We start from the raw sequence: 19,329 nt of genomic DNA, 5'->3' as shown, positions 1-19,329 counted from the left end.
ACCGCGCTGAAGGGCCAACCACCCGCCAGCCGCGTCCCCAACCTCACAGGGCAATACAGCTAGGGCAAGGATCAGGGCCAGCGCCGCCAGGGTCGTGTTGCGCCACAGATGACCTCTGTTCAACGTCTCGCCGGCGGTGCCGAAGCAGGCGCAGCGAACATTGAGCTGACGGCGCGTACTCACCAGAACGCCTCCGGCGAGCACCACCAAGAGCAGCGCGGCAAGCCCGAGCCCCGCGGAGGCAGGGCCAAGAATCAGTACAGCAGTCACAGTTGCCTCCGCGACGATCAGCGTCGCAGCGGCAAGACGGCTGAGTACCTTGCTGGTCATGCCGTAAGCCGCGAGAGAGACGGACAGGTCGCCAAAGGCGCGGGGCCGCATTTTACTGCCCGCCGCCACGGCGAATAAGGCGGCGAACAGACCGCGCCCCACCTCGGTGACAACTTCCAGCACGTGGGCGCTCCCGGGTAGGAGGGCCTGCCCGCCGCCCGACCGTCGGTGGCGGCGGCGGACAGAGCCGTTCAGATATGGACTAACAACCGCAGCGGACGAACTTGCGCAGGCCGGAAGCTTCGACCTTGACTCCGTTCACACACGTGTAGGTGCGCTGCTGGGTGTACCTGCGGTTGGTCGCCTCGCAGCTGCCCGGGGCAGCGGTGATGCACGGGTACTCGTTCCACGTTGCACCATTGGGACTGCATTCAACGGCCATGGTCTTGACCTTCCTGTGAAAGGGAATACGAAATTCCTGTTCTTCACCGTGCTTGGGTGCCGGTGGGCTCTTCAGGGCTGGCATTCCCCCAACCCCCTGTGGTCGTCCAACAGCCGACCGGCGGCCACTTGTACGAACACGGTGCAGGGGCGGTCATCGGGAATCCTTCGGGAAAAGCTTGAATCCGCCTTGGCGCGCCGATGCGCAGCACCCAGAGTGTGGCCCTAGGGATGGTCAAAGGGGGTGTGATGGGCACGCGCTTCGGGATCCTGGGGACCATCGAGGTGCGGCGCGACGGCGTCCCCGTCGACGCGGGGCACGCGGTGCAGCGGCGGGTGCTGGCGGCGCTGCTCGTCGACGCGGACCGGACGGTGTCGGCCGACGCACTGGTGGACCGGGTCTGGGGAGACACCGGGGCGACGAACGGCCGCACGAAACTGTACGGATACGTCTCCCGGCTGAGACATCTACTGGCGGGTGGGGGCACCGCCATCATCCGGGACGGGGGCGGCGGCTACCGGCTGGCCGTCGAGCGCGCGCTGGTGGACATACATTGCTTCCGTGATCTGTCGGGCCTGGCTCGTAGGGCGGGTACCGACGAACAGGCCGAGGCGCTCTGGCGAGAGGCCCTCGGCCTGTGGCGGGGCAGCGCGTTCACCGGCGTCGACACGCCGTGGTTCAACGCGCAGCGCGATCTCCTCGACGGCGAGCGACTGGCCGCGCAACTGGAGCTGGTTGACGTCCGGTTGCGTTTGGCACAGCATGACCGGTTGGTGAGCGAGCTGCTCGCACTGGTGGCCGCCCATCCACTCGACGAGCGAGTGGTCGGGCAGCTGATGCTGGCTCTGTACCGGTGCGGGCGGCAGGCAGAGGCCCTGGAGGGGTACGAGCGCGCCCGGCGGCGGCTCGCCGAAGAGCTCGGAGTCGACCCGGGTGCGGAACTGCGGCGACTCCACGAGCGGATCCTCGGCGCAGATCCCGAACTCGACGGCGCTCAGGCCGAGGCTGCCGTGGTGCCTGCGGCGCGAAGATCCCGGCCTGTACCGCGGCAGCTACCGCCATCTCCCCGGGCCTTCGTCGGACGCGACCATGAGCTCGCCGCCCTCGACAACCTGCTCAAGGAGTCCCTCGGAGCGGACCGCGTGCTGGTGATCTCGGCGATCGGCGGTGTGGGCGGTATCGGCAAGACCTGGCTCGCGCTGCGCTGGGCCCACGAACACCTCGCCCGGTTCCCTGACGGGCAGTTGTACGTCAACCTGCGCGGCTTCGACCCGATCGCTGGCCCGCTGCCCGTCCCGACAGTCGTGCGCGGCTTCCTCGACGCCTTGGGCGCCGACCTTCAGGAGATACCTGCCAACCCGGAAGCCCAGTCCGGGCTGTACCGCTCCTTGGTGGCCGACCGGCAGATGCTGATCGTGCTGGATAACGCGCACGACGCCGACCAGATCCGCCCGCTGCTGCCCGGCAGTGCCACCTGCATGGTGCTGGTCACCAGCCGCAGGCACCTCGGCGCCCTGACGGCCACGCACGGATCCCACTACCTGGCCCTCGACACACTGCCGGACGACGAGGCCCGGCAGATTTTCGCCCGTGCTCTGGGCCCCGACCGGCTAGCAGCCGAACCCGATGCGGTGGATGCCCTGCTCCGATGCTGCGCGGGACTGCCCTTGGCCATGGGCATCGTCGCCGCCCGAGCCGCCGCACGCCCGGACTTCCCACTTCGTGTGCTGGCCGAAGAACTCGACGACGCCACCAGCAGGCTCGACGCCCTGAGCGGCGGAGACCTCACGACCGACCTGCGAGCGGTCTTCGACACATCCCACCGGGCCCTGGAGGACCCGACCGCACAGGTCTTCGCCCTGCTGGGACTGGCGCCGGGGCCGGACATCAGCCTGCCCGCCGCGGCCAGCCTCGCCGCGCTTCCGTTCCCCCGCGCGAGACTCCTTCTGCGTGATCTGGAAGAAGCTCACTTACTTAGGCAACACGCCCCCGGCCGCTATCGCATGCACGACCTGGTCCGGCTCTACTCGACCGAACACGGCCGTTCCCAGCCCACGGACATCCGGACCGCGGCACTGTGCCGAGTGGTCGACTTCTACCTTCACACCGCCCACGCCGGCGACCGACTCCTGTTCCCGCACCGCACGCCGATCGAATTGGACGCACCGACCGCCGGCTGCACACCGCTGCCGCTGGAGAAAGCGGAGGCGCCGGCGTGGTTCGACAGAGAACATCTGACCCTGCTCGCCGCCCAGGCACTCGCCCTGGAGCAGGGCCGCGACCGCCAGGCATGGCAACTGGCCTGGACACTGGACCTCTTCCAACGGCAACGAGGCCGTCTACAGGACGGGCTCACGACATGGCGAACCGGGCTCACCGCCGCCGAGCGGCTGGGCGCCCCCGCGGCCCAGGCCACCGCCCACTGGCTGCTGAGCCGGACCCGCTCAGACATGGGCGAGAACACCGTGGCCCTGAAGCACCTGCAACAAGCCTTCGCCCTGTTCGAAGAAGCCAGTGACACCGCGGGCCAGGCCCACGTCCACCGCACCATGGCCCGCGTCCAGGCCCAGCAGAGCAACCACCAGCAGGCTCTGCGCCACGCCCAGCACGCGCTACGCCTCTACCAGACCCTTGACAACCCGGTATGGGAAGCCAACGCGCTCAATGCGGTGGGATGGAATCACGCTCTCCTGGGCCACCACAAACTGGCCCGCTCGCACTGCACACGGGCCCTCACCCTCTTCCGCGAGGTCGACTACCGCATAGGCCAGGCCGCCGCTCTGGACAGCCTGGGCTACATCGCCCGTCGCACCGGGCAATACGCTGAGGCGTTGGACCACTACCGTCATGCACTCCGCCTGTGCCGCGAAGCCAACGACAGCGCACAGGTCGCAGACGCCCTCTTCAGCCTCGGAACAGTCCACAAAGCTCTCGGTCAGCACACCGACGCCCGCCACAGTTGGCAACAAGCTCTCGACCTCTATCGCTCCCAGAACCGCGCCAAAAAAGCCCAAGACACCGAAGAACAACTGAGAGGTTCCTCTTTAGTCTCAGACAGCGGACCTGGAGACCACTGAGGTTTTCGGTTGAGGGTGATCGTGATCTCTACGGTGGGTGTATCCCTGGGCTCACAGGCTCAGCAGCAGGTCGCGGACCGCTGCGGGCTGGGACAGGAACGGGTGGTGGCCGGCGTCGAGCTCGACGACGCTGCCGGCCCGGCGGGCGAACTCGCGCTGCAGCCGCGGCGGGGTGCCCCGGTCCTGAGCGCAGAGGAGGTACGTCGAGGGCAACTGCTGCCATGCGGCCGCCCCGACCGGCTGCCCGGTCACCTGCACGCTCTGCCGGGCGAGGTGGTCCGCCGCCTGCGCCTGGACCTCGGGGTCGCAGTCCTGCAGGAAGGTATCCACGAGCAGCTCGGGGCGGACCCCGAACGTGCCGGCGTCGGGGTCGACGTCGAGGAACGGGGCGGGGCTGCCGTCCCCGAAATCCGACAGGCTCTGCCCGACCTCGGGCAGGTAGCTGGAAACCAGCAGCAGGTGGTGCACCGACCCGACGCCCACGGCGGCTTCCGCGGTGACGATGCCGCCGTAGCTGTGGGCGACCACGACGGTCGGTTCGTCGCCGGCATGCAGCACCTGCCGCACCGCGGCAACATCCTCGGGCAGCCCCGGACCGCCGAGGCCACCGCGCCGGCCCGCCTCGCCGCAGCTCGGTAGCGCCGGGGACACGCTCGGCACCCCCCGGTCCTGCAGCAGCTCGGCGGTGCGGTGCCACCACCACGACCCGTCCCGCACGCACGCCCCGTGCACGAACACGACTCTCATCGCCACCTCCACGTCGGCCACTCGCGGGAAGAACAGACCTGCGATCACAGGCTCCCATCGGCGTCGAGGATGGCGCGGCAGCAAAGACGATGCGGGTGATGCTGGCTCAGACTGACTCGTTGCACGGTGCGCAGCGGGCGACAGCGCGGATCGACGCCATCAAAAACGGCTCTGCCGGTCGGGTCCGGCACTGGTGGTGCTGCAGCGCTGCTGCTCGCTTTGCGCCGTCAGTGGCTCAGCGAGCACACCCACATCCGTCAGGAGGCCGCGGACCAGGTCGCCGGGTTCGATGCGTCCGAACGCCGCATCACCGAGCTGTGCACTGCGGTGACCAGGCAGCTGGGCAGCGACAGCCCTCCCGTTCGCCTGGCAGGCCTGTACGCACTTGAGCGTCTTGCCCAGGACCACCCTGCCCACCGGCAGACCGTCGTCGAGGTGTACTGCTCCTACCTGCGAATGCCTTCACCGCGTCCGCGGCGTAATGCGTCGTAGACCGCCACTTTGAATGCCCGCGGGCGGAGGCTTCGACCCTGCGACCATCCCCGCGGGGGCGGGGAGTTGTTCACTTACGTCAGGGTTTCCACGTGCGCAGGAAGGTGGCGATGCGTTCGGCGGTGCAGCGCGGGTTGTTCAACTCGTGTGCGAGGGCGGTGAGTTGCTCGCGCATGGGGCTGACGGGGATGTTGCTGGCTTCGAGGTACATGACGGCGACCGCGCAGGCAACGGTCAGGTTGGAGTGTTCCAGCCAGCGGCATCGGCCCAGGGTGTGCACGAGGGCGGCGGCGCGGGCGTAGGGGCCGTCGTAGACAGGGTAGTCCCGGAGCTTGGCGCGGTGGCGGGCCACGGCGGCGACGGGCACGCCGTAGTCATCGACGCCCGGATCGCGGTGGCCGGCCCGCTCAGCAGCTTCCAGGATCCAGGATTCGTCGATATGCAGGATCACGCGGCGGCACCCGGCTGCTGGGCGTACGGCTCATCGAGCTGCTGTTCCAGGTCGTCGAGGAAGGCGCCGTGCTCCTCGATCAGGCGCTGCGCGGCGGCCATGCCGGCGGCGCGGGCTCCGGTGGTGTCCTCGATGATCAGGCGCTCCACGTAATGGTTGAAGTCCAGGCTGAGGCTGATCCATTGTCAGGGTGTCCACTCCAAACGATCAGCCTCAGGCAGGGCCTCACCCACCACCATGTGCAGGCACGGCAGTGAGACCGCACTCGCCCGCCATTGCGTAATCGCAGCGGTTCGGGCGTTCGTCCCAGCGGTGAGTCGTCCACGCCCGTCGGTTCAGGCTACGCACGGTGATGATCGTGTCGGCGAGGTCGAAGAACGCGTCGATGAGGGTGACGCGCCGCTCGTAGCAGCGGGCGAGGCGGTGAAAGGCGTTTTGCCAGGCGTGAGTACGCTCCACGTGCCAACGCCGACTGGCCTGGATGGGCGCATTCTCACCCTTGTGTGCGATACGTCCATGCAGGCCGCGTTCGTTGAGCAGCGGGGCGTCACTTCAGTTCCATGAGGGTGTCGGCGCGGGCGTAATAGTCGGTCACCGGGAGACGGTCGCGGGTGATCCTGACAAACCCGGCTTCCTCGTAGAGGTGGATGGCGGCAGCCAGCTTGCTGTTCGTGCCGAGAAACAGCCGAGCCCCACCGAGTGCCTGGGCGCGGTCGATCGCTGCGGCTATGAGTTGGCGGCCGATGCCGCGTCTCTGCGCGGCGGGGGCCACGGCCATCTTCGCCAGCTCGAACACGGCTTCCGGGTAGGCCAGAAGCGCGACGCATCCGACGACGGTGCCGCTGCCCGGCTCGCGTGCCAGGAGCACGTCGCCGCCCGGGCCCACGATGCGGCCGAACGGATCTCCGAGAACCGCCCGGTCCTGTTCCTGCAGGGTGAACAGGCGCGAGATCCACTCCTCGTTCAGCGCGCTGAACGCGTCGGCATCACTCTGTGAGGCGATCGAGGAGACCACGGTCGGGGCAGAGGTGTACGGCATGAGGCAGGTTTCCTTTCCGGTGCAGCTTCCCGCTAGCAGCCTCCGGCCCCACTCACTCATATGTCCAATACAGGCAGTAGCCTCTATCGATAAGTTTGAGCTATGGATCAGCGAATCGAACTCCGCCATCTGCGGTACTTCCTGGCTGTAGCTGAGGAACTCCACTTCGGTCGTGCTGCCCAGCGGCTGAACATTGCCCAGCCGGCCCTGTCCCAGCAGATCAGGCAGCTCGAGAAGGTTATCGGGGTTGAGCTGTTCCGGCGGACATCCCGAAGCGTCCGCCTCACAGAGGCGGGAGCGACGTTCCAGCCACGGGCGAGCGACCTTCTGGGCCGTCTGGCGGCCGACCTCGACGAGGCCGGCCGTGTCGGGCGCGGCGAGGCCGGCCGCCTGGATGTCGCCTTCATCACCTCCGCCACCGCGATCGTCAGCGAACGGCTCCGTGAATTCTCCCGCCGCCGCCCAGACGTCCAGATCAAGCTGCACGACGGCTTCACTGTCGATGTCCTGGCGGCCCTGGAGCGGGGTACAGCCGACGTCGGGATCGTGCGGGACGCTGAGGAGCGAGACGGCATCGACCTTTCCCTGCTGACGACGGAACGGTTTGTCGCCGTCATCCCCACCGAGCACCCCGCCGCACGGGGTAACCATGTGCAAGCAACGGCGCTGGCCACTGACCCGCTGATCCTGTTCCCGCGTACAGCAGGAGCTCAAGCGTTCGACCTCAACACGCAGCCACTGCGGGATGCCGGCATCGACGTCCAGGTCGCGCAAGAGTGCTCGAACTGGCACACCATCATCATGTTCGTCGCCGCCGGCCTTGGCGTCACCATCGCCCCCTACAGCGTCACGACGCTGCTCCCCCAAGGCGCCCAACGTCTCGAACTCGACGGGCCTCCCACAGCGAGCCGGATCTTCATGGCCACCCGCCGAGGAGACAACCGTCCCCTCGTGCAAGCCTTCATCGCAGCATCTGAGTCCGTGACAGGTCGCGGCCACGGCCGGACGGCGAGAACACGTTGACCTGCTGAGCGAGCACCCGCGCGTAGCCTCATCCGCCGCACCTGGAGCACTCACCGCTGGGATAACAGCTCAAGCCGACCGCCGTGAAACGCTCCTATCCGCGCAACTTCTTAGGCGCTGTTTAATTTGGTGAGATTTCACCGGACCGTGGCGGCCAGCTTGCTCCCGCAGTTGCCGGGACCATGCCATGTGGCAAAGACGGTCACTCCCTCAGCCTGGCTGGTGACCCGGTCGCATCGAACTGACGCTTCCCTCCGTCACCCCTGGGGGTTGTCCTGTCATGTTCGGGTATGCCCAGGGCCTTGGCGGGCAGGGTGAGGTCCGGGACTGGACGTGGTGGGGCATTGTGGTTCGTCCCGGAGGGAGGGGTGGTCAAGCGTTTCTGTCTGTTGATCACGGCAGGCGCAGTATTGGCTCTCAGTTCGTGCAGTCCCCAGCGAGTTGTTCTGACCTTCTTCGACTCCTCTGGAGGGGTGATGACGTCCAGGCAATGGGCGGTTAGGGCCGGCTCGGGCTGTAGTCCGGATTGTGCTCTGTGCGGTAACAGCGATGGTTGTCACGCTGAGCGGGACCAACCCCGCGGCTGCCGCCACGGAGGACTTCCGAGTGACTTACGACAGCAGCGGTCTCACCGTGAACGTGTACCGCGTGGAGATCTCGGGTACGGTCACTCGGATCGGTGATCAGTATGAACTGTCAGGCTCGGTGTATTCCTACTGCCACCGTGAAGCGGGGCCGTCGCAGGAATGGAGCCTGGCTTTCGGTCCAATGCCGAAAGCTGGCGGTATGTGACGGGGCCCTGCAGCGAAGGGCAGCAGGGAGGCGGGCAGGGAGCAACGATCAAGCAGACGGGTCGTTTGGCCCGGGACGGACGCGTGTACCTGCAGGCAGGCGCCTATGGTGGAACAATGGCCGGTAGTTGGGGCTGGGGAACCATGCGAATGGTCGCGGTGTGACCGCGGTGGTCTCAGCGTGACGGGGAGCGGGGGCGCCCTGCACCGCGACGTAGATTGAAGCAGACGGCCGTTAGCTTCGTATGCGGCACCTCGCACGCGTACGCTACGGCGGCCGTCGGCCTCGTGGTTGGTGGGTGCTAGCCCACCAACCGACCGGCGCTGACGCCCAATTGACCATCACGGCCCCTTTGGATGTTCACCGACGGGGCCGTTGCTGTCGATCCCTAACGCATTGTTTCAGTTGAGGTGTGCCTGCGATAGTTGATGAGGACTGAGGCGATGCCGACGAAGGCCAGGAAATGCTCGGCCTTGCGCTCGTAGCGGCGGTGCAGTCGACGACAGCCGGCCAGCCAGGACACCGTGCGCTCGACGACCCAGCGGTGCCGACCGAGTCGGTGTGAGGGCTCAATACTTTTGCGGGCGATGCGGTGCTGTTGAGGACGAGGGCGGCGCGGGCGATGTCGCCGATCCGGCTGGGGCTGAGCGTGACGTACTGGAGGGTGCGCCATCGCTGCTTGAGCTCGGCGGCGGTGCGCTCGCCGAGGGCCCGGACGTGCCGCAGCAGGGTGTTGAACATGCGGGTGTCGACGTAGTGGGTTCAGTGTGCGGGTGTGTCTCGGTTGGCGGTCGGGTCACTCGCCTGGGCGGTAAGTCACATCATTAGTCGGTGCTGTGGACGGCTGGTGGTGCTGTGCGAGTGGGGGCTGGACGCTTTGCTCTACATTCCAAGCCCTGCGTCTACCGCCTCACAGCAGAGGGGCCTGCCAAACGAACGACCCTGGTTCGAATCAGGACGCCATGGCCAACACGTTGGGTCTTGAACTCCGAGAGCCGCACCCGGGCAGCATTGACGCGCCGTGGCGCGCACGCCGCATGCGGTGCGGGAGTGAGCTCGTCCCAGGGCCCCCTCTGCACACTTTCTGCGGTCTCCAGGGCGGCTGCGCCACCTGTGTGACGAGTCCCGGAGTTGCAAGCTCGTCGACGAATTCGGGATCCGTGTCATCGTCCGCCAGCATCCCGGTGTTTTCGCCTACGGTGAAGCCGTGTGTCTCGTCGAACCTGCGCGAGTTGTTGAACGGTCACCGCCGCCACGCCTGCGGACGTATGGTCGCTCTGCTTTGTTCCTGTGGGCGGTGTGGAAAGGGTGGACCGTTGATCCGCACTTTGTTCGTCGATGCCGGTGGGGTCCTCTACAACAACATCAACGAAGAGACGGACTTCCTGGCCCGCGTGGCCGACCGGTACGGCCTGGACCGGGAGGAACTCGCCTGGCGAGCCACGGCGTCCGCGCGCGTCTACGAGGCCGGACGCAAGCACGTGCACCACGTGTTTCAACAGCTCTTGGGAGTCCGGTCGCGACCGGGCGGCCGCACGCTCGATACCGCGTGGCTGGATCGCACGTACATGGACAGCGTGCGCAGCTATGCCGGGAACTTCGCGGCACTCAGGGAGATCCGGGAGGAGCGGCCGGATCTGACCATGGTGCTGACGAACAATGAGGGGGAGCACTGGGACCGGCTGAAGGACCAGCGGTACGGCCATTTCGCGATGTTCGACGTGCTCTGCTCGTCCTGGCGGATCCACCGGGTGAAGCCGGCGCGGTCGTTCTTCGCGGAGGCGCTGCGCCGATGCCGGGCCGTGGCCGAGGAGACGCTGCTCGTGGACGACCGCGGCCCGGTCCTGCGGGCGGGAGCCGCGCTCGGACTGCACACCTTGCACGTCTCCACGCCGGATGTACTTGCCGGTCGGCTCAGGTCGCTGGTCTACGGCCACCCGAAACCGACCTCCGTGCAGTGACGTCCGTCAGGCGGCCAGCTCCCCGGCGTGCGCGAGGACCTTCTCGAATGCCGTCGCTATGTCGTCGATCGCCTCAAGAGGCGCCAGAAGCACCTCGTGGCCGAACGTCACCACGGACTCGTGGACGCTCTTGGCGACGGGGAGTTCGAATCGGGACGGGTCCACACGCCCTGTGTACTCGGGGCCGAGGGAGAACCTGCGGCGCGTGCTCGGGCGGTTGAGTGGGTTGTCGTTGAGCGGCTGATGGGTCTGCATGACGGCGAAGCCCAGTTCAGCGGTGAGGGCCTGCGCGATGCGCGCCACCGGGGCGATGGCCAGGACCTCGTCGGGAAGGCGTACTGCGTAGCGGTAGTAGGCCCGTTCGGTCGTTCCGACCGAGGTCTGCTGCGGGGTCAGGCCCAACGCGGTGAGGCGGTCGGTGAGATGGGCAGCGGACCTGCTGCGGCGGGCGTTCTGCTCGTCGAGGAGGTCGAGTTGGTCAAGGAGAACTGCCGCGTGGAACTCGGACAGGCAGGCGTTGCTGCCCATCAGCTGACCCGTCTCCTTCAGCTCCATCTCGCCCACGCCCACGGCGTCGCGCCGCAGGACCCTGCCGTCCGCGCGCAGGTGCTCGGCGCGGGCCGCGACCTCGGGGTCGTCCGTGACCACCGCCCCGCCTTCGCCGCACGTCAGGAGCTTGCTGCCCTGCATGCTGAACGCCCCGGCGGTGCCGAAGGCGCCCACCGGCCAATTGCTGTACCGGGCGCCGTGTGCGTGCGCGCAGTCCTCGATCAGGGGCAGGCTGTAGCGCTCGGCGATGTCCAGGAGCGCGTGCAGATCCGCGACGGCCGAGTAGGCATGGACCACACTGATGGCCCGGGTCCGGTCCGTGATGGCCGCTTCCACGGCTGCAGGATCCAGGCAGTACGTCGACGGGTCGACGTCGACCAGGACCGGCACCGCATTGATGCCGAGCACCGCCGACGAGGACGCCACCCAGCTCAGGCCGGGCACCACCACTTCGTCCTGGGCGCCGACCCCGCTGGCTTCCAGGGCGATGGCCAAAGCGGAGGTTCCCGTCGCCACCGGAACGCACTGAGTGGAATTGCAGTATTCTGCGAATAACTCGGCGAATTGCTGCTCGTAGGACTGCCGCCCTTGATACGCGCAGCTGATGGTCCACCTGCCGCTCGTCAATACGTCCTCAAGGTTTTTCAGTGCCCGGTCTCCTGGCTGTGGCCAGCGCGGCCACTCGCGGTCGGTCAGCGGAGTCCCACTGGAGATTGCCAAGGAATTTCCCATGGTTGTCCTCGTCCTTCAGGGAGGCGACGGAATGCCTTGGAATTTACGCAGCTTGGTAGACGTTCGCCATAGTGTGCCGTCTTCCCGAATCGGTGCTGCGGGACGTTCGAGTGCGGAAGTCATGCACTCGAACGCCCAGGGCTACTGGTGCCGTCGGCGGCGGCACGGGAGCCCTGGGCGGTGTCGGCAACACTGCGTACCAGTGCGGCCAATTGGGCCGCGACACCGTCCGCGGCGTACACGAGCCAGGGCCGGTCGATCCGGTCCCCGCCACAGAGGTCGTCGACAATTCCACCGGCCTCCCGCACCAGCAGGGCCGCCGGGGCCCGGTCCCACACGTGGCCGCCCTCATCGACGATTCCCTGCACGTCTCCCTGGAACAGGTCGGCCACCAGGCACACGGCCGAGTCGGCCCAGCGCACCCGGTCCTGGACCGCGAGGAACGGGGAGCCGGGGAAGAGGAAGCCGCCCACCCGCGCCTGGCCTAGCCGTCCCGTGGCCGGTGTGATGCTCAACGGACTGGCTCCGACCAGGGGTTGTGAGGAGGGCGATGCGTACGCCCCCGAGCCGTACCTGCCCCACCAGCGCATGCCCTCGGTGGGTCGGCTGAGGATGCCGAGCCGCAGCTCGCCGTCGATCTCCAGGGCCACGTGGGTGCCCCAGTCGCGCCGACCGGCCAGGAACGGAATCGTGCCGTCGATGGGGTCGATGATCCAGCGGCGGCGTGCGGACCCCGGACTCGTGCCACTCTCCTCGCTGAGCACTGCGTCCTCGGGCCGCTCGGCTGCAAGCACCGCGAGCATGGCCTTCTCCACGGCGAGATCAGCCTCGCTGACCGGGCTTCCGTCGGCCTTCCGGCGCGAGGCGGGCCGCTGGCTGAAATAGCGCAAAGAAATCTCATCGGCCATATCCACGAGATGGTGCGCGAGAAGGAGATCGCTATCGGTTTCCATCGACCCACCCTCAATCTGCCGCTGGTTGTCGTCGTGGTCAACAGGCCTGGCTCTTGCGGCCGTTGAACCAGGCGCTCCGGAGGGCAGCGATGTTAGCCTTTGGCATGCTCTTGGAAAATAAGCTCGTGGAACGCCGGAGTCTTCATCGGCTTGTCGCGGAGAACTTCCAGGACGTCGTGCACATTGAGCAGGGAATGGACTCGATGGAGTTCTTTCCGCTCGGCGAAGACAGTTGGTCGTACCGATATGGCGCGTTGTGGATCAGTGTACGCCGTGACATCGGCGGTCATTTTCCCGGTGCCTATGAAGCCGCGCTGCTGCTGCGGGAGTCCGGAAAGAAATTCGTGCTCGCTCCGCTCGCGGGGCGGGACGGTAGGGTGGTGTACGGCTTGGCGGGGCTCCCTGTTGTGGTCTTCCCCTATGTGGAGAGGGCGGCGGCCGCCGCGCCCGTGGCTCCGAGCGCCGCCCAACTGGAGGAGCTCATCGGCCGGTTGAAGGAAGTGCACGGCTTCTCCTCGCCGGCCGAACTGTCCGCCGAGGTCCCCACGGAGGACTTCTGCCTGCCCTTCGAGTCGGACCTCGACAAGGCGCTGTGCTCGGCGCTGAGCGCGGAGGCGCGCGATCTCGGCCCGTACGGCCACCGGCTGACCGGGCTGGTCAGCAGGTGCTGGCACGACCTGGCCGCGCTGCGCCGGGAGGCGGCGGAGGCAGCGGCTCGCTGCACCGAGCTGTGGGAGGGCGAGCGGCCCGCCCTGACGCACGGTGATCCAAGCCCGGCCAACGTCCTGTTCGGCGCCGGGGTGGACATCCTGGACTGGGGCGGCATGATGTGGGCCCCGCCGGAGCGGGACTGGGCCGCTGTGGCCAGGGCGTTCGGTGCGAGGCCCGGCGGCCGGGCCGCCTTCCTGCGGTTCTACGAGCTGCGCTGGCAGCTCGCCGAGATCGCCGAGTACGCCGCACGGTTCACCGCGCCGCACGTGGGCGACGCCGACGACCGCGCCATGTGGCGACGGCTCCTGCGCTACCTCCCAGGCGGCTGAGTGAACGGTGGTGAGCCAGCCTCGTCGGTCTCCCGGCGGGGCCGCGCCCTGATCACGCGCATCAACCCGGTTTGTCGAGAGGAGTTCCGCAATGCAGTCGCTCGATATGGAAGGCGCTTGGCTGTTGGAGAGGAAGGCATTCGGCGATGAGCGAGGTGAATTCCAGGAGATGTTCCGGCGCGGGGCGCTGAGTGAGGACCTCGGCTATGACGTGGCCGTCGCGCAGGTGAATCGCTCCGTCTCGCGGAAGGGGGTCGTCAGGGGCGTGCACTTCGCCGATGTCCCTCCGGGGCAGGCCAAGTACGTCACGTGCCTAAGCGGCGCCGTACTCGATGTCGTGGTCGACATCCGGGTCGGTTCGCCCACCTATGGCAGCTGGCGGACGGTGCTGCTGGATGACGCGCGGCGCAGCGTCTATATCGAGGCGGGGCTCGGACACGCCTTCATGGCCCTCTGCGACAACGCCACCGTCGTCTATCTCACGTCCGAGGGGTATGCGCCGGAGCGGGAGCATGCCGTCCATGCGCTTGACCCGCGCCTGGGGATCGAGTGGCCGGACGGGATCGAGCTCATCCTGTCGGAGAAGGACCGCGCGGCCCCGGGGCTTGCGGAGATGGAACGGCGCGGGCTCCTGCCCGACTTCACCACCTGCGTGACCTTCCATCAGGCTCTGCGGCGGCGCTCGGCGGCCTGAGGGCCTGACTGCCTGGAGGCATGAGAGAGGCTGGGGGCGGGTAGCTCAGCGCGTCGGTATCCGGCGCTCCGGCCCGCCCGTCCGGCCGGCCGCGCGGCGCAGCGCGGGGAAGGCCTCGTCCAGCGCGCCGCTCCAGTCACGCAAGGGGCCCAGACCAAGCTCCCGCCACCGGCCCTGTGCGAGCACGCTGCTGGCAGGCCGTTCGGCAGGGCGGGCCAGCTCCCTGCTGCTGATGGGGCGGACCCGGCCGGGGTCGGTGCCCAGGAGCCGGAAGGTCTCCAGGGCAAGGCCGTACCAGGTCGTATGGCCCGAGTTGGTGGCGTGATAGACGCCGGGCGGTGCCGTGCCCCGCAGTGCCGCGGTGCCCAGCTCGATCAGCCGCTCGGCGAGATCGCCGGTCCACGTGGGCCCGCCGCGCTGGTCGTCGACGACGAGGACGGAATCCTGCTCGGCCTCCAGGCGGATCATCGTGGAGACGAAGTTCGTGCCGCCCACGCCGTAGAGCCATCCCGTCCGGACCACATAGCCGCTGTCCGGCAGGGTGTCCAGGACGGCCTGTTCGCCGGCGAGCTTGCTCCTGCCGTATGCCGTGCGCGGCCCGGGCGGGTCGTCCTCGTGATACGGACGATCCGCGTGCCCGGCGAAGACGTAGTCGGTCGACAACTGGAGCATCCGCGTGCCCGTGGCGCGACAGGCGCGGGCGAGGTGTCCCGGGCCCGCGCCATTGACCTCCATGGCGCGCTCCTCCTGGGTCTCCGCGGCGTCAACCGCCGTCCACGCCGCGCAGTTGACCAGCACCGCGGGCCGGTGCTGGGTGATGATGGCCCGGGCCCGTGCCGGGTCCGTGATGTCCAGGACGTCGCGACCGAGCTGCTGTACCGGGATGCCCCGGCGGTCGAGGCGCGCCGTGAGCTCCCGTCCGAGCATGCCGGTGGCGCCCGTGACGAGCCAGCTGGTGCCTGGGGGCAGGGGCATGGCGATGACCTCCGTTGGGGCGGCTGGAGCGACTGGCGGGCGGGGCATCGCCGGCTGCGCCGTATCCCACGCTGTTTTCGCCGGCGCCGCGAGTTTGCAGCGGGGCCGCCCCACCATGTCCCGTTCGGTGAGCCCCACAGCATAGTGACGAAATGCGAGAGGCCGCGAAATGGGCGATGAAGCGCGCACGTGAGTAGCCGCCGAGTTTGTTTCTCCGGCCGTGCCCGAGGCCCTTGTCGTTACCTATCGGATGATTTAAGTGGCCCGGACGTGCGGCGTAGGCGTCCCCTACGCACCCACTGGCAGAAAACGTACGGCAGGTGGCCGATTCTCTCTCGTTGGGTATGTTCAACCGTAAGGATCACTCTGTGATGCGGTCTATTCCGTGGCCGCTGGGCGGCCGAAATGGATCGTATACGCCCGGGGCGAGGGCCGGATGTTGACGGTTTCCTTGCACGCTCCTCGTGGAACATCCACTGATGCCGGTTCTGGAGTCCCCGAGCAAGGCGGCCATTTCGGCCATTTAACAACTACTTTACCTTTGTGGCGACGCGTGATAGCCCTTTATCGAGGGCGCTGCGGGCGGGCGCTTGCTGCTGCACTGGAATGTACCTTTGCGATCGAAGGGTATGGAGTGAAGCTCAGTTCTGTTGACAGATTTCAGGCCCACGACCTCCCCCATAAAATCCCAGAAAGCTCGGAAAGCGATGACGGAAGGTTATCCGAAGTCGTCAAGGTACCCATCGCTTCTCTCCGGCCGTCCGACTCCCCGCGCAGCGCAGGGGAGGACGCGGCCCATATCCGGGCCCTCGCGGAATCCGAGGCGGCACTTCCGCCGATCATCGTGATGCCTGCCACGATGCGAGTGATCGACGGCATGCATCGACTGCGGGCAGCGGAACTCCGGGGTGCGACCGAGATCGACGTCCGATTATTCCACGGCGACGAGAAGGACGCCTTCATCCTCGCCGTGGAATCCAATATCGCCCACGGACTGCCACTCGGCCTGGAGGACCGGAAGGCGGCCGCGGAGCGGATTTTGCGCAGCCACCCCCTGTGGTCGGACCGGGCGATCGGGGCGGCCACCGGCCTGTCGGCCAAGACGGTGGGAGGCATCCGCGCTCGTTCGTCCGAGGAACTCCCAAAGCAGAACGTCAGGATCGGCCGGGACGGCCGGGCCCGTCCTCTCGACCTCACTGAGGGGCGGCGGTTGGCCGCCCGGCTCATGCAGGAGAACCCTTCGGCCCCGCTGCGTCAGATCGCCGCTCAGGCTGGGGTGTCCCTCGGTACCGTCTCCGACGTGCGCAAACGGCTGCAGCGGGGGGAGGGGCCGGTCCCCGAAGGCAAGCGTGGGCAGCCGGAGCCGAGCGCGGTCTCCGTCCGTCCGCCGCTGCAGGACGACGCTCCGGCCGCCGACCAGCCCTCCCGCGGGCTGATGCTGCGGCACCTCAGCCGTGACCCCTCCATGCGGCTGACCGAGGACGGCAGGGCGCTGCTGCGCTGGCTCACGGTCGTAGCGGTGCGCCGCCATGACTGGGAACGGCTCCTGCGCAACGTGCCGGCGCACCGCATCGGCGCCGTCGCCGCACTGGCGCGAAGTTGCTCCCAGACCTGGCAGCAGGTCGCCGAGCAGTTGGAATCCGTCCTTGAGGACGGCAAGGAGCGCGGCACGGCTGCGGACCCCGGCGACCGGGGCGTCCCCGCAGGCCTCGATGCCGACCCTTGCGCCGGAGGCCGCACGTCGGCCCTGGAGTCCCGGGGGCGCAGTGGTGCGACTGCCAAGATCACCGTCCGCCGGTGACGTGACGGGTCGGCCGGTGGCCGGGACGGCGCCGGGTGCGCATCGTGACGACGCGCGCGTCTTCGGCTCGCACCTGCCCGGCCGACCCTCCTCGGGCCAGCGGGGCCTCACCGGCTGTACGGCGCGCGGTGTCCGACCAGCGGCTCCCACCAGGACCGGTGGGCGCGGTACCAGTCGAGCGTCTCGGCCAGACCGGTGCTCAAATCGGTGGCCGGTACGAAGCCGAGCTCACGGCGGATCCGGCCGGAATCCAGGGCGTACCGGCGGTCGTGGCCCTTGCGGTCCGTCACGTACTCGACGCTGTCCCACCCGGCGTCGCACTTCTTCAGGAGCAGGCCGACCAGTTCCTGGTTGGTCAGCGCGGTGCCGCCGATGTTGTAGACCTGGCCGGCGCGGCCCCGGGTGCGGACCGCCTCGATGGCGCGTACGTGGTCGTCCACGTGCAGCCACTCCCGCACATGCAGACCGTCGCCGTAGAGGGGAACGCGGTGCCCGTCCATCAGCAAGGTGAGGAAGCGTGGGATGAGCTTCTCCGGGAACTGATAGGGACCGTAGTTATTGGCGCAGCGGGTGACCCGCACGTCCAGGCCGTGGCTGACGTGCTGGGCGAGGGCGAGCAGGTCGGCCGAGGCCTTGGAAGCAGAGTAGGGGCTGTTGGGCCGCAGCGGCTCCTCCTCGTCCCACGAGTCGTCCTCGGCGGACCCGTAGACCTCGTCGGTCGACACGTGGACGAACGTCGACACACCGTGCCGCAGCGCCGCGTCGAGCAGGGTTTGCGTGCCCCCGGCGTTCGTGCGGACGAACGCAGAGGCATCGAGCAGCGAGCGGTCCACATGGGACTCCGCGGCGAAGTGGACGACCTGGTCGTGCTCGGCCATGACCCGGTCGACCAGAGGCGCGTCACAGATGTCACCGTGCACGAAGGTGAGCCGCCGGTCATGGCGCACGGGGTCGAGGTTGGCGGGATTGCCCGCGTAGGTCAGCGCGTCCAGAACGGTGAGGGCGACATCGGGCGGGCCTTCGGGGCCGAGGAGCGTACGGACGTAGTGGGATCCGATGAAACCGGCTCCACCAGTGACGAGCAGACGTGTGGTCATGGAACGGCTCTGCTTTCCGGACGTTCGGGGGCGGGGTTCAGGAGGAGATCTGGGCCATGCTGTGGTCCCCGAGGACCAGCCGGTGGGCGTGCGGCACAGGCGGCGCCGACGTCACCTGGACATGCCGCCCGATGAGCGAGGCCTCCACTCGCCGTACGCCGGAGAGCGAGGCCCTGCGCAGCACGATGGAGAACTCCACCTCGCTGTCCTCGATGACGCAGTCCTCCCCGATGGAGGTGAAGGGGCCGACGTAGGAGTCGACGACGACCGAGCCGGCCCCGATCACCGCAGGGCCCACGACACGGGAGTTGCGGACGACGGCGCCGTCGTCGACCTGGACCCGTCCGACGAGGTCGCTGTGCTCGTCGACGTGCCCGGCGCAGTGCGGGTCGATTGTCTCCAGGACCAGCCGGTTCACCTCCAGCATGTCGCTGACGTTGCCGGTGTCCTTCCAGTAGCCGGTGATCTGCCGGGACCGCACGTCCTTGCCCGTGTCGATCAGCCACTGCACGGCGTCGGTGATCTCCAGCTCGCCGCGCCAGGACGGCTTGACGGCCCGTACGGCCTCATGGATCGCGGGGGAGAAGAGGTAGACGCCGACCAGGGCGAGGTCGCTCTTGGGGTGCCGCGGCTTCTCCTCCAGGCCGCGCACCCGTCCGGTGGCGTCGAGTTCGGCCACGCCGAAGGACTGGGGATCGGAGACATGGGTGAGCAGGAGGTGCGCGTCCGGCCGGTCTCTGCGGAACTCCCGGACCGGCTCGTCGATGCCGCCCACGATGAAATTGTCTCCGAGGTACATCGCGAAGTCGTCCTCGCCCAGGTAGTCGCGGGAAATGAGGACGGCGTGGGCGAGCCCCAGCGGCTCGCGCTGTTCTATATAGCTGATACTGAGGCCGAACTTCGAGCCGTCTCCCACGGCTTCCGATATGTCACCGGACATATCCCCGACGATCAGGCCGACGTTCTTTATTCCGGCCGCAGCGATCGCCTCAAGCCCATAGAAGAGTACGGGTTTATTCGCTACCGGAACCAGTTGCTTCGCAGATGTGTGAGTGATGGGTCGAAGGCGGGTGCCCGACCCCCCGGCCAATACGAGCGCCTTCATAGAATTCTCCCTGCTCTACTGGCAGTCAGAGGTAATCACGAAAGGTTAGTCGGCGAAATAATACGATGATTTCCCGGCGGAACTCAGGG

At 67.9% G+C, this 19,329-nt stretch carries 18 protein-coding genes and 1 pseudogene; 6 read left to right on the top strand and 13 right to left on the bottom strand.

Annotation, left to right across the window (positions count from 1 at the left end):
• Positions 1-453 (bottom strand): MauE/DoxX family redox-associated membrane protein (locus IE262_RS37660; protein ID WP_373305229.1); only part of this gene is annotated, 453 nt, incomplete at its 3' end.
• A 507-nt stretch (positions 454-960) separates the two neighbouring features.
• Here IE262_RS37660 and IE262_RS37655 point away from each other — a divergent pair.
• On the top strand, positions 961-3,789 hold the full coding sequence (locus IE262_RS37655) for an AfsR/SARP family transcriptional regulator (protein WP_189880060.1): 2,829 nt from the start codon (positions 961-963) through the stop codon (positions 3,787-3,789).
• Positions 3,790-3,840: 51 nt separating this feature from the next.
• On the opposite strand, the gene IE262_RS37650 is transcribed toward IE262_RS37655, so the two are convergent.
• The 6 genes and pseudogenes from IE262_RS37650 to IE262_RS37625 all read right to left on the bottom strand — a co-directional run bounded on the left by IE262_RS37650 (position 3,841) and on the right by IE262_RS37625 (position 6,518).
• A complete protein-coding gene (locus IE262_RS37650; RefSeq protein WP_189880059.1) occupies positions 3,841-4,536 on the bottom strand; it encodes an alpha/beta hydrolase in 696 nt (231 codons plus the stop codon).
• Positions 4,537-4,695: 159 nt separating this feature from the next.
• Entirely contained in the window at positions 4,696-4,953 is a 258-nt protein-coding gene (locus IE262_RS37645; RefSeq protein ID WP_134041429.1) for a hypothetical protein, read from the bottom strand.
• A gap of 154 nt (positions 4,954-5,107) precedes the next feature.
• A complete protein-coding gene (locus tag IE262_RS37640; protein WP_189880058.1) occupies positions 5,108-5,479 on the bottom strand; it encodes a fic family toxin-antitoxin system, toxin component in 372 nt (123 codons plus the stop codon).
• Positions 5,476-5,628: a hypothetical protein gene (locus IE262_RS37635; protein ID WP_189880057.1), complete on the bottom strand. Its 153-nt coding sequence runs from the start codon at positions 5,626-5,628 to the stop codon at positions 5,476-5,478. The genes IE262_RS37640 and IE262_RS37635 overlap by 4 nt, the downstream gene beginning before the upstream one ends.
• A 76-nt stretch (positions 5,629-5,704) precedes the next feature.
• Positions 5,705-6,016: pseudogene (locus tag IE262_RS37630) on the bottom strand (hypothetical protein); the annotation flags it as partial.
• Between the two features lie 10 nt (positions 6,017-6,026).
• Positions 6,027-6,518: a GNAT family N-acetyltransferase gene (locus tag IE262_RS37625; RefSeq protein WP_189880056.1), complete on the bottom strand. Its 492-nt coding sequence runs from the start codon at positions 6,516-6,518 to the stop codon at positions 6,027-6,029.
• 102 nt (positions 6,519-6,620) lie between these two features.
• Here IE262_RS37625 and IE262_RS37620 point away from each other — a divergent pair, with 102 nt between their 5' ends.
• The gene (locus IE262_RS37620) at positions 6,621-7,541 is read left to right on the top strand and encodes a LysR family transcriptional regulator (protein WP_189880055.1); all 921 of its coding nucleotides are present in this window, start codon (positions 6,621-6,623) and stop codon (positions 7,539-7,541) included.
• Between the two features lie 1,180 nt (positions 7,542-8,721).
• Here the strand turns inward: IE262_RS37620 and IE262_RS37615 are convergent.
• Complete coding sequence (locus IE262_RS37615) at positions 8,722-9,006, bottom strand: transposase (protein ID WP_268249652.1); 285 nt, start codon at positions 9,004-9,006, stop codon at positions 8,722-8,724.
• Positions 9,007-9,649: 643 nt separating this feature from the next.
• Between IE262_RS37615 and IE262_RS37610 the strand changes: the two genes are divergently transcribed.
• The gene (locus tag IE262_RS37610) at positions 9,650-10,294 is read left to right on the top strand and encodes an HAD family hydrolase (protein ID WP_229877940.1); all 645 of its coding nucleotides are present in this window, start codon (positions 9,650-9,652) and stop codon (positions 10,292-10,294) included.
• Between the two features lie 6 nt (positions 10,295-10,300).
• Here IE262_RS37610 and IE262_RS37605 read toward each other — a convergent pair whose 3' ends face one another.
• Together IE262_RS37605 and IE262_RS37600 are read right to left on the bottom strand one after the other, a co-directional pair.
• A complete protein-coding gene (locus IE262_RS37605; RefSeq protein WP_189880053.1) occupies positions 10,301-11,575 on the bottom strand; it encodes a DegT/DnrJ/EryC1/StrS aminotransferase family protein in 1,275 nt (424 codons plus the stop codon).
• A gap of 119 nt (positions 11,576-11,694) precedes the next feature.
• On the bottom strand, positions 11,695-12,483 hold the full coding sequence (locus IE262_RS37600) for an inositol monophosphatase family protein (protein ID WP_229877939.1): 789 nt from the start codon (positions 12,481-12,483) through the stop codon (positions 11,695-11,697).
• A 248-nt stretch (positions 12,484-12,731) separates the two neighbouring features.
• On the opposite strand from IE262_RS37600, the gene IE262_RS37595 reads away from it, so the two are divergent.
• Both IE262_RS37595 and rfbC read left to right on the top strand, forming a co-directional pair.
• Positions 12,732-13,568: a phosphotransferase gene (locus tag IE262_RS37595; RefSeq protein WP_229877937.1), complete on the top strand. Its 837-nt coding sequence runs from the start codon at positions 12,732-12,734 to the stop codon at positions 13,566-13,568.
• Between the two features lie 91 nt (positions 13,569-13,659).
• Positions 13,660-14,262 carry a dTDP-4-dehydrorhamnose 3,5-epimerase gene (gene rfbC / locus IE262_RS37590; RefSeq protein WP_134041445.1) on the top strand — a complete coding sequence of 201 codons (603 nt, stop codon included), beginning with the start codon at positions 13,660-13,662 and terminating at the stop codon, positions 14,260-14,262.
• A gap of 45 nt (positions 14,263-14,307) precedes the next feature.
• Here rfbC and rfbD read toward each other — a convergent pair whose 3' ends face one another.
• The gene (gene rfbD / locus IE262_RS37585) at positions 14,308-15,237 is read right to left on the bottom strand and encodes a dTDP-4-dehydrorhamnose reductase (RefSeq protein WP_134041447.1); all 930 of its coding nucleotides are present in this window, start codon (positions 15,235-15,237) and stop codon (positions 14,308-14,310) included.
• Positions 15,238-15,871: 634 nt separating this feature from the next.
• Between rfbD and IE262_RS37580 the strand changes: the two genes are divergently transcribed.
• On the top strand, positions 15,872-17,038 hold the full coding sequence (locus tag IE262_RS37580; RefSeq protein ID WP_373305230.1) for a ParB/RepB/Spo0J family partition protein: 1,167 nt from the start codon (positions 15,872-15,874) through the stop codon (positions 17,036-17,038).
• 107 nt (positions 17,039-17,145) lie between these two features.
• On the opposite strand, the gene rfbB is transcribed toward IE262_RS37580, so the two are convergent.
• Together rfbB and IE262_RS37570 are read right to left on the bottom strand one after the other, a co-directional pair.
• On the bottom strand, positions 17,146-18,135 hold the full coding sequence (rfbB, locus tag IE262_RS37575) for a dTDP-glucose 4,6-dehydratase (protein WP_189880045.1): 990 nt from the start codon (positions 18,133-18,135) through the stop codon (positions 17,146-17,148).
• A gap of 37 nt (positions 18,136-18,172) precedes the next feature.
• Positions 18,173-19,240: a glucose-1-phosphate thymidylyltransferase gene (locus IE262_RS37570; protein ID WP_134041451.1), complete on the bottom strand. Its 1,068-nt coding sequence runs from the start codon at positions 19,238-19,240 to the stop codon at positions 18,173-18,175.
• Positions 19,241-19,329 lie beyond the last annotated feature (89 nt).

Origin of the sequence: Streptomyces bluensis (genome assembly GCF_014650715.1) — a bacterium.
Lineage (GTDB): Bacteria > Actinomycetota > Actinomycetes > Streptomycetales > Streptomycetaceae > Streptomyces > Streptomyces bluensis.
The sequence above is the reverse complement of the archived record's forward strand: the minus strand, read 5'-3'. Positions and strand labels throughout refer to the sequence as shown.

What these genes read in the sequence shown, in the direction of transcription:
- IE262_RS37655 (WP_189880060.1), top strand. Translation starts at nt 961, where the DNA reads ATGGGCACGCGCTTCGGGATCCTGGGGACCATCGAGGTGCGGCGCGAC.
- IE262_RS37650 (WP_189880059.1), bottom strand. Translation starts at nt 4,536, where the DNA reads ATGAGAGTCGTGTTCGTGCACGGGGCGTGCGTGCGGGACGGGTCGTGG.
- IE262_RS37625 (WP_189880056.1), bottom strand. Translation starts at nt 6,518, where the DNA reads ATGCCGTACACCTCTGCCCCGACCGTGGTCTCCTCGATCGCCTCACAG.
- IE262_RS37620 (WP_189880055.1), top strand. Translation starts at nt 6,621, where the DNA reads ATGGATCAGCGAATCGAACTCCGCCATCTGCGGTACTTCCTGGCTGTA.
- IE262_RS37615 (WP_268249652.1), bottom strand. Translation starts at nt 9,006, where the DNA reads ATGGCGCACCCTCCAGTACGTCACGCTCAGCCCCAGCCGGATCGGCGA.
- IE262_RS37605 (WP_189880053.1), bottom strand. Translation starts at nt 11,575, where the DNA reads ATGGGAAATTCCTTGGCAATCTCCAGTGGGACTCCGCTGACCGACCGC.
- IE262_RS37600 (WP_229877939.1), bottom strand. Translation starts at nt 12,483, where the DNA reads ATGGCCGATGAGATTTCTTTGCGCTATTTCAGCCAGCGGCCCGCCTCG.
- IE262_RS37595 (WP_229877937.1), top strand. Translation starts at nt 12,732, where the DNA reads ATGGAGTTCTTTCCGCTCGGCGAAGACAGTTGGTCGTACCGATATGGC.
- rfbC (WP_134041445.1), top strand. Translation starts at nt 13,660, where the DNA reads ATGCAGTCGCTCGATATGGAAGGCGCTTGGCTGTTGGAGAGGAAGGCA.
- rfbD (WP_134041447.1), bottom strand. Translation starts at nt 15,237, where the DNA reads ATGCCCCTGCCCCCAGGCACCAGCTGGCTCGTCACGGGCGCCACCGGC.
- rfbB (WP_189880045.1), bottom strand. Translation starts at nt 18,135, where the DNA reads ATGACCACACGTCTGCTCGTCACTGGTGGAGCCGGTTTCATCGGATCC.
- IE262_RS37570 (WP_134041451.1), bottom strand. Translation starts at nt 19,240, where the DNA reads ATGAAGGCGCTCGTATTGGCCGGGGGGTCGGGCACCCGCCTTCGACCC.